Source organism: Azorhizobium sp. AG788 (assembly GCF_943371865.1).
In the GTDB taxonomy this organism is placed as follows: Bacteria; Pseudomonadota; Alphaproteobacteria; order Rhizobiales; family Xanthobacteraceae; genus Azorhizobium.
Genome location: NZ_CALRWL010000033.1, coordinates 42,111 through 55,065, shown reverse-complemented (window position 1 = coordinate 55,065; position 12,955 = coordinate 42,111). Strand labels below are relative to the sequence as shown.

General features: G+C 65.6%; 14 protein-coding genes. 8 read left to right on the top strand and 6 right to left on the bottom strand.

The features are described 5' to 3' along the window. Positions 1-4: 4 nt before the first annotated feature. From AAG816_RS18155 to AAG816_RS18130, 6 genes are all read right to left on the bottom strand, one after another. The gene (locus AAG816_RS18155; RefSeq protein WP_341991074.1) at positions 5-1,483 is read right to left on the bottom strand and encodes an aldehyde dehydrogenase; all 1,479 of its coding nucleotides are present in this window, start codon (positions 1,481-1,483) and stop codon (positions 5-7) included. Then, positions 1,480-2,358 carry an alpha/beta fold hydrolase gene (locus AAG816_RS18150; RefSeq protein ID WP_341991073.1) on the bottom strand — a complete coding sequence of 293 codons (879 nt, stop codon included), beginning with the start codon at positions 2,356-2,358 and terminating at the stop codon, positions 1,480-1,482. Before AAG816_RS18150 ends, AAG816_RS18155 begins: the two co-directional genes overlap by 4 nt. Next, positions 2,351-2,935, bottom strand: coding sequence for an amino acid synthesis family protein (locus AAG816_RS18145; protein WP_341991072.1), 585 nt, complete (start codon positions 2,933-2,935; stop codon positions 2,351-2,353). The genes AAG816_RS18150 and AAG816_RS18145 overlap by 8 nt, the downstream gene beginning before the upstream one ends. Before the next feature lie 73 nt (positions 2,936-3,008). Next, positions 3,009-3,737, bottom strand: a complete 729-nt coding sequence (locus AAG816_RS18140; RefSeq protein ID WP_341991083.1) for an amino acid ABC transporter ATP-binding protein — start codon at positions 3,735-3,737, stop codon at positions 3,009-3,011. Positions 3,738-3,777: 40 nt separating this feature from the next. Further along, positions 3,778-4,473: an amino acid ABC transporter permease gene (locus AAG816_RS18135; protein ID WP_341991071.1), complete on the bottom strand. Its 696-nt coding sequence runs from the start codon at positions 4,471-4,473 to the stop codon at positions 3,778-3,780. Positions 4,474-4,565: 92 nt separating this feature from the next. Next, on the bottom strand, positions 4,566-5,444 hold the full coding sequence (locus tag AAG816_RS18130; RefSeq protein ID WP_341991070.1) for a transporter substrate-binding domain-containing protein: 879 nt from the start codon (positions 5,442-5,444) through the stop codon (positions 4,566-4,568). A 175-nt stretch (positions 5,445-5,619) separates the two neighbouring features. On the opposite strand from AAG816_RS18130, the gene AAG816_RS18125 reads away from it, so the two are divergent. From AAG816_RS18125 to AAG816_RS18090, 8 genes are all read left to right on the top strand, one after another. Continuing rightward, on the top strand, positions 5,620-6,318 hold the full coding sequence (locus AAG816_RS18125; RefSeq protein ID WP_341991069.1) for a GntR family transcriptional regulator: 699 nt from the start codon (positions 5,620-5,622) through the stop codon (positions 6,316-6,318). Between the two features lie 202 nt (positions 6,319-6,520). Then, positions 6,521-7,294: an IclR family transcriptional regulator gene (locus AAG816_RS18120; RefSeq protein WP_341991068.1), complete on the top strand. Its 774-nt coding sequence runs from the start codon at positions 6,521-6,523 to the stop codon at positions 7,292-7,294. After that, positions 7,291-8,151, top strand: a complete 861-nt coding sequence (locus tag AAG816_RS18115; RefSeq protein WP_341991067.1) for an ABC transporter permease — start codon at positions 7,291-7,293, stop codon at positions 8,149-8,151. Before AAG816_RS18120 ends, AAG816_RS18115 begins: the two co-directional genes overlap by 4 nt. An 11-nt stretch (positions 8,152-8,162) precedes the next feature. After that, positions 8,163-8,960, top strand: coding sequence for an ABC transporter permease (locus AAG816_RS18110; protein WP_341991066.1), 798 nt, complete (start codon positions 8,163-8,165; stop codon positions 8,958-8,960). A 44-nt stretch (positions 8,961-9,004) separates the two neighbouring features. Then, entirely contained in the window at positions 9,005-10,066 is a 1,062-nt protein-coding gene (locus AAG816_RS18105) for an ABC transporter substrate-binding protein (RefSeq protein ID WP_341991065.1), read from the top strand. Then, a complete protein-coding gene (locus tag AAG816_RS18100; protein ID WP_341991064.1) occupies positions 10,063-11,133 on the top strand; it encodes an ABC transporter ATP-binding protein in 1,071 nt (356 codons plus the stop codon). The genes AAG816_RS18105 and AAG816_RS18100 overlap by 4 nt, the downstream gene beginning before the upstream one ends. 5 nt (positions 11,134-11,138) lie before the next feature. Then, positions 11,139-11,813 carry an AroM family protein gene (locus tag AAG816_RS18095; RefSeq protein ID WP_341991063.1) on the top strand — a complete coding sequence of 225 codons (675 nt, stop codon included), beginning with the start codon at positions 11,139-11,141 and terminating at the stop codon, positions 11,811-11,813. Between the two features lie 8 nt (positions 11,814-11,821). Beyond that, the gene (locus tag AAG816_RS18090; protein ID WP_341991082.1) at positions 11,822-12,952 is read left to right on the top strand and encodes a DUF917 domain-containing protein; all 1,131 of its coding nucleotides are present in this window, start codon (positions 11,822-11,824) and stop codon (positions 12,950-12,952) included. The last annotated feature ends 3 nt before the right edge of the window (positions 12,953-12,955 follow it).

The following is a 12,955-nucleotide window of genomic DNA, read 5'->3' as shown; positions in this document are numbered from 1 at the left end:
CGCGTCAGCGCATGATGAAGGGGTCGGGGATGGGGGCGTCGGAGGTGTTGATCCACACCGACTTGGTGCGGGTATAGTCGCGGATCGAGTCCGCCCCTGCCTCGCGCCCCAGGCCCGAGAGGCCATAGCCGCCGAAGGGCACCATGGGCGAGACGGCGCGATAGGTGTTCACCCAGACGATGCCGGCGCGGATCTTGGCCGTCATGCGATGGGCGCGGGCGAGATTGGTGGTGAACACGCCGCTGGCGAGGCCGAACTCGGTGTCATTGGCCTTGGCCACCGCCTCGTCCTCGCCCTCGAAGGTGGCGGCGCTCAGCACCGGGCCGAAGAATTCCTCGCGCACGCAGGGCAGGCTGGCATCTTCGGACAAAAGGATGGTGGGGGATACGTAGAAGCCCTTGGCGAAGCCCTCGGGCCGGGTTCCGCCGGTCAGCAATTCCGCGCCGGCGGACAGGCTGGCGCTCACGGTGCGCTCAATATGCGCCACCTGCCGGGCGGTGGCGAGCGGCCCCATCTCGGTCTCGGTCTGCTGCGGGTCGCCGATGCGGATCGCCTTGGCCTTGCGGGTCAGCAGCTCCAGGAACGGCTGGGCCACCGCGCGTTCCACCAGCAGGCGCGAGCCTGCGGTGCAGCTCTGGCCGCTGGCGGCAAAGATGCCGGAGATGACCGCATTGGCCGCGCTTTCCAGATTGGCGTCTGAGAACACCACCACCGGCGATTTGCCGCCCAATTCCAGCGTGGTGTAGGCGAGGTTCTCCGCGCTGTTGCGCACGATCTGGCGGGCGGTTGCGGGGCCGCCGGTGAAGGCGATGCGGGCAACCAGCGGATGGGTGGTGAGGGCATGGCCGCAATCTGCGCCGAAGCCGGTGAGGATATTGACCACGCCGGGCGGAAAGCCGGCCTCATGCACCAGCCGCGCGAAGGCGAGCAGGGGCGCGGGGCCATCCTCGGAGGCCTTCAGCACCACTGCGCAGCCGGCCGCCAGCGCCGGTGCCAGTTTCACCGCCGAGAGGAACAGTTGCGAGTTCCACGGCACGATGGCCGCCACCACGCCGATGGGCTCGGGGCGCAGGGTGACATCCATGTCCGGCTTGTCGATGGGCACCACGGTGCCGTGGTGCTTGTCCGCCAGGCCGGCGAAATAGCGGTAATAGCTGCCCACATATCCGATCTGCGCCCGCGTCTCGCGGATGATCTTGCCGGTGTCGCGGGTTTCCAGCTCCGCCAGCTCGTCGGCGTGGGCGGTGACCAGATCGCCCAGGCGATAGAGCATGCGGCCCCGCTCGGTGGCGGTCATGCGCGCCCAGGGGCCGGCCTTCATGGCGTGATGGGCCGCGCGGACCGCGCGGTCCACGTCCGCGGCGCCGGCCTTGGGCATGCGGGCCCAGACGGCTTCCGTGGAGGGGTCGATGCTGTCGAAGGTTTCACCCGGGGCCTGGAAGCGGCCGTCGATATAGCTCTGGAAGGTCCGAAGCTCGGTCATCGTCCGGCATGCTCCAGCGTGTCACGATGGGGGAGGGGCGCCGGCGTCTCGGAGAGGAAGGCGAGAAGGAGGGCGTTGATGGCGTCGGGATGGGTGAGCGCCATCATATGGCGCGCATCGGGCACGATGTCCGCGCGTCCCAGCGGCGCCAGAGCGGCCATGGCGTGGGACATGGCCGGGGAGGAATTGGCGTCCAGCGCGCCGGTGAGGAACAGCGCCGGCATGGACAGCGTGTGCAGGGAGGGCGCGAAGGTTTCGTCCGAGGTGGCGAACAAAGCGTAGGTGCTGCGATAGCCATCCACGCGCACGCTCTGCAAGGCGTCGCTGGCCAACGCGCAGACGGCGGCAAGGTCCTCTGGCACGGGATCACCGAACCAGCGCGCCAGCGTCGGGGCGATGGAGGCGGAAAAGCCCTTCTCCTCCAGTTCCTCGGCGCGGGCCAGCACCGCCCGCCGCAAGTCCGGCGATCGCTGGAACACCCCGTTCATCGCCACCAGCCGCTCCACACGGTCCGCATGCTGCAATCCGGCCTGGAGCGCCACCAGGGCGCCCATGGAGTGGCCGATGAGTGCCGCCTTCGGCACATCCAGGGCATCAAGGACACCGATGACCGCATCGGCATAGTCCGCCAATGCCGGCGGGTCCGGTGGCAACATGGAGCGTCCGTGGCCCAGCATGTCGAGCGCGATGACGTCATAGTGCGCGGCCAGCGCTGTGATCTGTGGTGCCCAGATCTGCGCATGCATGCCGACGCCGTGGATCAGCACCACGACCGGCCCGGTGCCGGCCCGCAGATAGCCGACCTTGCCGAGGATGTCGCCCGCGCGCAGGCGCACCATGGCGCTGCCGCTGAACGGCGGAGCCGGATCAGCCATGGAGGTCCTTCAGGGTCTCGAGGTCCTGGTAGCGGTCGCCGATGCGATGGTGCGGGCGCCCGCCGATGGAGGCGCCCAGCGCGATCACCAGTTCGTCGGGGGCCGGCGCATCGGGAATGGCGAAATGCACCGTGAGATAATGGGAGCGACGGCCCTCATCCAATTTGTCCATCAAGGGGATCATGATCGGGGTGTTCGGCCCGCCGCGCACATTGGTGAAGGCCAGATAGGTCTTGGCGCCCACTGCCCGGCGGAAGTGATTGCCGAAATGCAGGGTGTGGATCAGCGCCGAGGCATGCTCGATCTCGCCGGAAGTGCCGCACAGCGCCGCCTTGCCATAGCCTTCCACCACCTCGCCGGAACCGGCGCGACGGACGATTTCTTCCGTCAGCAGCGCGCCGAGCACGGGGGCGATAGCCATGATCTCGGGCTTGAGGTCTTCCACGAAGCCGCGCCCCGCCCAGGGATTGGCGATCACCGCCGCCGCGCCGAACAGATACTGTGGCGTCGGGGCATCCTTGCCGCCTTCGATGAGGACTTTCTCGTCGTAACCGACGATCTTGCGCAGCTTCAGCATGGGGATCTCTTGCGTATGCCAGATTATGGTATGCCGGACGGGGAGGCCTGATCCGGCCCGTGGGCCGGTTCGGCTAGTGCGACAGGATTTTGGAGAGGAACAGCTTGGCGCGGTCGCTCTTGGGCGCGTCGAAGAACATCTGGGTGGGGGTGTCCTCGACGATCTCGCCGCGGTCCATGAACACCACGCGGTTGGCCACCTTGCGGGCAAAGCCCATCTCGTGGGTCACCACCATCATGGTCATGCCCTCCTGGGCCAGCGCCACCATGACGTCGAGCACCTCGGTGATCATTTCCGGGTCCAGGGCCGAGGTCGGCTCGTCGAACAGCATGGCGATGGGGTCCATGGCGAGCGCCCGGGCGATGGCGATGCGCTGCTGCTGGCCACCGGACAGGTGCATGGGATATTTGCCCGCATGGGCCGCCATCCCCACGCGCGCCAGCAGCATGTCCGCCTTCTTGCGGGCTTCCTCGCGTCCGCGCTTCAGCACCTTTTCCTGACCCACGCACAAATTCTCCAGCACGGTCATGTGCGGGAACAGTTCAAAGTGCTGGAACACCATGCCCACGCGGGAGCGCAGCCTGGGCAGGTCGGCCTTGCCATCGGTGACCAGTTGGCCGTCGATGCGGATTTCGCCGTCATCCACCGGTTCCAGGGCGTTGACACACTTGATGAGCGTGGACTTACCAGAGCCGGACGGTCCGCAGACCACCACCACTTCGCCCGCCTTCACGGCGACCGAGCATTGCTTGAGCACCTGGAAGGCGCCGTAGTGCTTGTTGACGGCGCGGATATCCAGCATGGGTGCTGCGTCTGTCGGGGTGGGATGTGTCATGATCGCCTCACCGCTGCTCGACCAGGCCAGCCTTGGGATCATAGGCGCGGCCGAACCGGCGTTCGATCCAGCGCTGCACGAACTCCCAGGCGGTGGTCATGATGAGATAATAGATGGCCGCCACCAGGAACAGTTCCAGCACCAGGAAGCGTTCCTGGATCAGGACTTGAGTCCGGCGCAGCAACTCCTCCATGGAGATGATGGAGGCAATCGAGGTGGTCTTCAGCACGCCGTTCACCGAATTGCCGAGCGGGGGAATGATGATGCGGAAGGCCTGCGGCGCCACCACATAGCGCATCACCTGGAACGGGGTCATGCCGATGGCGCGGGCCGCATTCACCTGGCCACGGGGCACGGCGGCGATGCCGGCGCGCACGATCTCCGACAGATAGGCGGCCTCGTTCAGGGTGAGGCCGATGAGGGTGGATTCCAGCACCGTGAACTTGATGCCCAGTTGCGGCAGACCGGTATAGATGATGATCAACTGCACCAGCAGCGGCGTGCCGCGCATGATCCAGGTGTAGAAATAGGCCGGCGCGGACAGAAATTTATGCTCCGACATGCGCATGACGGCGATGACGAAGCCGAGCATCAGGCCGAAGACGATGGAAAAGACGGTGAGCCCAAGGGTGACGAAGGCCCCCTCCAGCAAATAACCGTTGGTGAGATACTCGAAGAAGCCGTCCCAGTGCCAGCCTTTCACGGATGCCTCACAATAACAGGGTCAATTGGTGCACCCGCGCCGCGCGTGCAGATGGCGCCGGGGGCATGCCCCCGGCGTAAGCGAACGGGGGCTCAGCCGTTGGGGCCGAGGACGCGAATGCCGCCTTCCGCAGCGCCGACGCCATATTCGCCCAGCAGCTTGGCAAGATAGCCGTCGGTCTCCATCTGCTTCATCACGCCGGCCACCGCGTCCGCCACCGCCTTGTCGCCGAAGGCGAGGGAGCCGGGGGTGGCATACATGCCGCTGAGGGCGTGTGTGAACTCGCCGCGATCCTGATATTGCTTCGCCACGGGATCGATGGACACCGCCGCTTCCACCTGGCCCGCGCGCAACGCCTGATAGACGGTGGCGTAATTGTCGAACAGATTGATGGTCATCTGCGGCAGGCCGCGGGCCTGGAAGTCCTTGTTCAGGTCGCGCATCTTGCGCTCGGCATAGCCGCCGATGTCGGTGCTGATGGTCTTGCCCGCCAGATCGTCCACCTTGGTGATGGGCGCGCCTGATTTCACGGCGGTGGATATGCTGATGGCCAGGTTCTCATACGGGATCATGTAGAGGATCTTGAGCCGCTCGGGCGTCACGAACAGCCCGGCATCGATCATGTCCCAGCGCTTGCCCTGCAGGCCGGGGATCATGGCGGCATATTCGGTGCTGATGAATTCGGCCTTCAGGCATAGGCGCTTGGCGATTTCATAGCCGAGATCGACGCGCAGACCTTTCAGGACGCCTTTCTGGTCCGCATAGGCCATGGGCGGCAGGGTCGGGCTGGTGGCCATGACGAAGGTGCCTGGCTTGGTGAGCAAGGCATCAGCAATTTTCGGCTTGCAGTCCTGGGCCTGGGCTCCGGCGCCGCACAGCAGCAGCGCGGTTACGGCGCCGGCCAGTCGGACCGCGAGGCGCCGTGCGCCGACGAAAGCCGTTGGCTCGCATAGGGTATCAAGGAAGGTCATGATGTTCGCCCGCTGGATTGTTATGGCGTTCCGTAATATGGCATGCCAAAATTGGAGCGACAATGACGGATTTGTATCGCTGCCGATTTTTGCCGGTCGGGTCCGGTGCTGCCGGCCGTAGGTTGAATAATCGGCGCGGCTGCGGCAGGTGTCGGGAAACGGGATCCAAGGAATCATGAGCGCACTCCGAGAGACCCAGCAAGAGACCCTGCGGGTGGATCGCCCGGCCAAGACCCTGCGGGAGCTGACGCTGGAGAAGATGCGCGAGGCGATCTTCGCCCAGCACTTCAAGCCCGGCGAGCGGCTGGTGGAGCGCGATCTGTGCGAGCGGCTCGGAGTCAGCCGCACCATCGTGCGCGAGGTGCTGCGGCATCTGGAGACCGAGGGGCTGGTCGCCACCTTGCAGGCCCGCGGGCCGATCGTGGCGCGCACCACGGCGGCGGAAGCGCTGCAGATCTACGAGATCCGCGGCGTGCTGGAGGGTATCGCCGCCCGGGCCTGTGCGGAGCGGCGCGATCCCGAAACCGTTGCGGCGCTGGAGGTGTGTCTGACGGCAATCAAGGATGCGTATGGGGCCAAGAACATGCCCGGCGTGCTGGATGCGACCACGGAATTCTATCGCACCCTGTTCACGCACGCGGACAAGGACATCGCCTGGGGCATCGTCAATTCGCTGACCGTGCGCATCAACCATCTGCGCTCCATGACCATCAAGACCACGGATCGCGACGTGGAGGGGCCGCTGCAGATGCGGCGCATCGTGGATGCCATCAGGGCCGGCAAGGGCGAAGAGGCCAATGCCGCCGCGCAGCAGCATGTGAAGAGTGCGTCGGCGATCGCGCAGCAATTGCTGCAGGAGCGGGACGGGCAGTGAGGCGTGCGGCCTGCGTGCGGGCCTGAGGCCGCCATGCCCGTCGGCGGGCGCGGGTAGTGCGCCGATTGGGGATGTAGCGCCTAAAATTGCGGCAGATGCGGAAATGAACGTCACGGGTGCAAATCCCGTTGACGACCTTATATATTGGGCTCAGCATAAGAAACAAGGTTCCGCATATTAGAACAATCGCGAAGTCTGATGCATGAGCGCCCTCAACACCGCCTTGTCTGTCTTGCGTTGCTTTTCCGATGCCCGGCCCGAACTGTCGTTCGCCGACATCATGGCCGCCACGGGAATGCCCAAGAGTTCCACCTCCCGCATGCTGCGGGCGCTGCGCGAGGCGCAACTGCTGGAACAGGATGAACTCACCCGGCGCTACCGACCGGGCCTGCTCACCTTCGAACTCGGGCGGCTGTACCGGGCGCATGACGATTTGATCGGCCGGGCGGAAGAGCAACTCAAGGCTGTGTGCGCGCGCACCGGCCATACCGGCTATATCGCGGTGCTGGACGGCGCCGAGCAGATGATCCTGCGCACCGTCCAGGGGAGCAACCCGCTGCGGGTGGTCAATCCCGCCGGCCAGCGCACGCCGGCGGTGGCCACCTCCAACGGCCGCGCCATGCTGGCGCGCCTGTCCGACGGGGAAATCCGCAAGCGGGTGCCGGTGCCATTTCCCACCCTGGCACGAAACGCGCCGCAGAGCTTCGACGAGCTGATGCAGCGCATCGTCGAAATCCGCAATTCCGGCCGCTCGCTGTCCGAGAATGAAGCCATCGAGGGGGTCGCCTCCCAGGGCTTCGCTTTGTGCAGCAGCGAGACCGGCGAGATGATTGGCGTGGCGGTGTCCTATTCCAGTCAGGGCACCGAGGCGGAAGAGCGGGCGCGGGTGGGCGAGGAACTGGCCCAGATGGCGCGCACCGTGGGCGCCATCATCGGCGATGCAGTGTGGGGCAAGGCGCCGGCGGTGCCGTCATGAGCCAGGCGCGGCCCAACGTCATGGGATTGACGCTGCTGCCCAGCGCTCTGTTCTTCGCTTTGTTCTTCTTCCTGCCCATCGGTCTGATGGCGGTGATGAGCTTTCTCACCGGCAATCCGGTGGTGATGCCCAACGTCACCTTCACCACCCGCCATTATGCCCGCATTTTCAACGATCCCTACCATTTCGAGGTGATCTGGACCACCATCCGCATCGGCATCTGGACCACGGCGGCGACGCTGTTGATCGGCTACCCATTAGCCCATCTCATGGCGCGGGTGAGCAGCCGCACGGCCCATGCCTTGCTGATGATGGCGGTGCTGATGCCTATGCTCACCGGCATCGTGGTGCGCACCTTCGCCTGGATGGCGCTGTTGTCCGACAAAGGCGTGATCAATCAGCTCCTGCACGCCATCGGCTTTGCCCCCATGCAGCTCATGTACAATGAGTTCGGTATCGTGCTCGGCCTCGTGCACATCTATCTGCCGTTCATGATCCTCACCGTCACCGGCGTCATCGGCCGCATCGATGAGCGGCTGGAGCAGGCGGCGCAGAATCTGGGGGCCAATCCCATCCGGGCCTTTCTGGAAGTCACCTTGCCCTTGAGCATGCCCGGCATCCTGGCCGGCTCGCTCTTGGTGTTCGCTTTGGCCATCAGCGCCTATGTGACGCCGATCCTGATGGGCGGGTTCCAGATCATGACCTTGCCGATCCTGATCTACCAGCAGATTTCCGCCAACTTCAACATCGGCTTCGCCGCCGCGCTGGGCATGGTGCTGCTGGTGATCTCGCTGGTGCTGGTGCTCGCCTATAATCACATGCTCGCCGCCGTCAGCGGCCAGCGCGATCTGCAGTGAGGGCCGAGCTTATGCTGTCCATCCGCATCGGCCGCTGGATTTATCTCTCCGTGAACGCTCTGGTGCTGCTGTTCATGCTGGCGCCCATCGCGATCATCTTCGTCTTTGCCCTCAACCCCACCCCTTACATCGAATTTCCCCCGGTGGGGGTGTCGCTGAAATGGTTCGACAAATTCTTCGCTTCCACCCAGTTCATGTCGGCCTTGGCGCTGAGCCTGGAAGTGGCGGCCATGACCACGGTGGCGGCCACCCTGCTGGGCGCGAGCGCGGCGCTGGGTATCGCGCGCGGCAATGTGCCGGGCTCGCGGGCGATCACCGCGGTGATGCTCTCGCCGCTCATGCTGCCGGCCATCCTCACGGGCCTCGCCCTGTTCCAGACCTATGTGCTGCTGGATGTGGGGCGCCCGCTGTGGGGCCTGGTGGTGGGCCATTGCCTGGTCACGGTGCCCTATGTGGTGCGCACCACGCTGGCGGTGCTGCATAATTTCGATATGAAGCTGGAGGAGGCGGCGCGCAATCTGGGCGCCAGCCCGCAGCGCACCTTCTTCGAGGTGACGCTGCCGCTGATCAAGCCCGGCGTCATCGCCGGCGGCATCTTCGCCTTCATCGTCTCGTTCGATCAGTTTCCGGTGTCGCTGTTCCTGGTGAGCCCGGGCCAGGAGACGCTGCCCATCACCTTGTTCAACTATCTGAAATACGACCTCGACGGCACCATCGGCGCCGCCTCCGTGGTCTCCATTCTGCTGGCGGCGCTGGTGGTGATCGGCCTCGACCGCACCGTGGGCCTGCGTTCCTACGTCAAACTCTAAAAACAACCTCCAAAACAACCTTCCAAACCAGGGAATCCTCCGTCATGAGCGAACACCGGACGTCCTTGAACCGCCGCACTTTCCTGGCCGCCGGCGCGGCATTGAGCGTGGGCGCGGTGGCCGCGCCCCACGTCTCCCGCGCCCAGGAGGCGGCGACGCTGCGCATCACCGGCTGGGGTGGAAAGTGGGGGCAGATCATGTCGGCGGACCTGATCCCGGCATTCGAGAAGGAATACAAGTGCAAGGTGATCACCGACACCGCGCTGCCGTTCCTGCCCAAGCTCCAGGCCAGCCCGCGTTCGGCGCCGATCTATGACGTGCTGCACACCAATTCCAACGAGCAGTGGGCGGCGGTGGAGATGGGCCTGGTGGAGCCCAAGATCGATCCCAAGCAGGTGCCGAACCTGGCCGATGTCTATCCGTTCGCGGTCAGCGACAAGATCGTCGGCGTGTCCATCTTCACCAGCGCCATTGGCCTGGGGATGCGCACCGACAAGGGCTATCCGCCGGTCACCTCCTGGAAAGACTTCTGGGATGCCCGCTATGCCGGCGCCCGCGGCGGCTATGTGATCCCGGTCAACAGCCTCGGCCAGGCGTTCCTGGTGATGTGCGGCGCGCTCTATGGCAAGGGCTATACGGATCTGGATGCCGCCTATGGCGCGCTGGAGAAACTGAAGCCCATGAAGCTGGTGGACTTCACCGGCGCCATGGAAAAGATGCTGCTGTCCAGCGAGGTCGGGATCTGCGTGATCCACGACAGCGGCATCTATCGCTATTATGACGACAAGCCGCCCACCACCTTCGTTACCCCCAGCGAGGGCGTGCTGGCGCTGGAGCAGGTGCTGTCCTTGACCCCGGGCAGCAAGGTCAAGGAATTGGCCAATGCTTATGTCAACTACATGCTCTCGCCCTCCGTGCAGAAAAAGCTGGCGCAGAGCGTGTGGTATTCGCCGACCAACAAGAATGTGAAGCTGGACGAGCCCTATTCGTCCATGCTGATGACCACGCCGGAGAAGGTGTCCAAGCTGATCCAGGTGGATTGGAAGTGGTACAACGCCCGTAAGGACGAGATCGACAGCCGCGTGAACCGGATCTTCCGCGGATGAGTGCGCGGATTGAATTGAGCGGCGTCTCCAAGACTTATGACGGCGGCGCCCGCGCCGTCGACGACATCCACATGACCATCGAGGAGGGAGAGTTCTTCTCTCTCCTCGGCCCGTCCGGCTGCGGCAAGACCACCACCTTGCGTATGATCGCCGGGTTCGAGATCCCGTCCGAAGGCGTCATCCGCGTGGCGGGGGCGGACATCACCCATGTGCCGGCTCACAAGCGCGACATGGGCATGGTGTTCCAGAACTATGCCTTGTTCCCCCACCGCACGGTGCGCGAGAACGTCGCCTTCGGCCTGCGCATGCGCGGAATGGCGCGTAGCGTGATCGCCCGCAAGGTGGATGAGGCCCTGGCCATGGTGGCGCTCACCGGCTTCGAGGATCGCCGCCCCGCGCAGCTTTCCGGCGGCCAGCAGCAGCGGGTGGCGCTGGCGCGGGCCATTGTCATCGAGCCCCGCGTGCTGCTGTGCGACGAGCCCTTGGGCGCGCTGGACAAGAAATTGCGCCAGTCCATGCAGTTCGAGCTGAAGCAGTTGCAGAAGACTTTGGGCGTCACCTTGGTGTTCGTGACCCACGACCAGGAAGAGGCGCTGGCCATGTCGGACCGCATCGCGGTGCTGAATGGTGGCAAGGTGGAGCAGGTGGGCACGCCGGTGGAGATCTATGATCGCCCGGCCACCCGCTTCGTGGCCGATTTCATCGGCGATACCAATCTATTTCGCGGCGATATCTCGCGCACGGCGAGCGGGGATGGCGTCCTCGCCGTGGCGTCCGATCTGTCGTTCCCCTTGCCGGCGATGCCGAGCGCGTCCGGTGCGCTGTCCGTGGCGCTGCGGCCGGAGAAGATCCGCCTCTCTGCCGGGACCAGCGTCGATGCCTGCGCCGGCGGGCAGGTGGAGAGCACCAATTTCCAGGGCGGCTTCGTGCTCTACCGCATCGCGCTCTCCGGCGGCCGGCATGTGCTGGCGCAGCAATCCAACAACGGGTCCGGCCAGACCTTTGCCCCCGGCGATGCGGTGTCGCTCGCCTGGAGCGCGGCGGACCTCGTGATCCTGAGGGACTGATCATCATGGACAACAAACGCATGGGCGTGGTCGTCATCGGCCAGAGCCCCCGTCCCAGCATCGCCGCCGAGATCGCGTCCGTGCTCTCCCCCGGCATGGAGATCGATTTGCGCGGGGCGCTGGACGGCATGACCCGCGCCGAGATCGACGCCATTCCCCCCCGCGACGGCAGCGACGCGCTGTTCACCTTGCTGCCCAATGGCGATGGGGTGCGGCTGAGCAAGCATGTGGTGGAAGAACGCGCCGCCGCCCAGATCCGCCGCTTTGTCGAGGAAGGCGTGGGCGTCACGCTTCTCGCCTGCACCGGCAAGTTTCCCAATATCGAGACCGACGGGCTGGTGATCCTGCCCTCCGCCGTGCTGCACAACCTCGTGGAAGCGGTGCTGCCCAAGGGCCGCTTGGGCGTGTTCTCGCCCTTGGCTGAGCAGAGCGCGCTCATTCATAAGAAGTGGGAGCGGGCCGGCGTCGAAGTGGTGGGCGTCACCCTCCAGCCCGGCTCCGACGACACGGTGGTGGACGCCGCCGCGCGCGAGATGGCGGCGCTGAAGCCGGACCTCGTGGTCATGGACTGCATGGGCTATTCCAGCGCCAACAAGGCCCGCGTCCGCCGCTCCTATGGTGGCCCGGTGGTGCTGGGCATCGCCACCGCCGCCCGCATGGTCGAGGAGTTGGTGTCGTGAGCGCGCAGATGACGGCGCCCGCCCTGCGCGAGATCACCGCCGAGGAGATCGAGGCTCTGGCCATCGGCGCCTGGGTGCTGGGCACCGGCGGCGGCGGCAGCCCCTATCTCGGCCTGCTCAATATGCGCCGGCTCTATGCGGAAGGCCGCCGGGTGCAATTGATGTCGCCGCTGGATCTGGCGGACGATGATTGGGTCGCCGTGGTCTCCAACATGGGCGCGCCTCTGGTGGGGCAGGAGCGTCTCGCCGACAGCCGCAACACCGCCCGCGCGGTGCGCATGCAGGAAGAGATCAACGGCTTCACCTTCCGGGCCGTGATGTCGGTGGAGATCGGCGGCGGCAACGGCATTCAGGCGCTGATGGCGGCGGCCGAGCTGGGCATTCCGGTGGTGGATGCGGACTGCATGGGCCGCGCCTTCCCCGAGGCGCAGATGACCTCCGTGGCCATCGGCGGGCTCAAGCCTTATCCCTGCACGTTGTATGATCCGCGCGGCATCGAGGCGGTGGTCACCAAGGTGCCAAGCTGGAAATGGATGGAGCGGGCCAGCCGCAAGATCTGCGTGGAGATGGGCTCCATCGCTTCCACCAGCAAGGCGCCCCGCACCGGGCGCGAGGTGAAGGACTGGGGCATCCATTTCACCACCACCGCCGCCATCCGCATCGGCCGCACGGTGCAGGAAGCCAATCGCCGCCATGAAGACCCGGTCGCCGCCATCATTGACGGCGAGGGCGGGCTGAAGCTGTTCACCGGCAAGGTGGTGGACGTGGCCCGCCGCGCCACCGAAGGGTTTTTGCGCGGCAGCGCCACGTTGGAGGGGCTCGACGATGATCGCGGCAGCCAGATGGAGCTGTCATTCCAGAATGAGTGGATCGTCGCCTGGCGCGAGGGCAAGGCTATCGCCACCTCGCCGGACCTGATCTGCGTGCTCGACAGCGTCAATGGCAATGGCGTCGGCACCGAGACGGTGCGCTACGGCCAGCGGGTCACGGTCATCGCTCTGCCGTCCCCCGCCGTGCTGACCACGCCGCGCGGGCTGGAGCATGTGGGGCCGCGCGCCTTCGGCTACGACCTTGAGTTCCAATCCCTTTTCCAGCCGTCCGCGGAGCCCGCCAGCGGCGCCTCCGGCCGGGGAGCCTGAGTG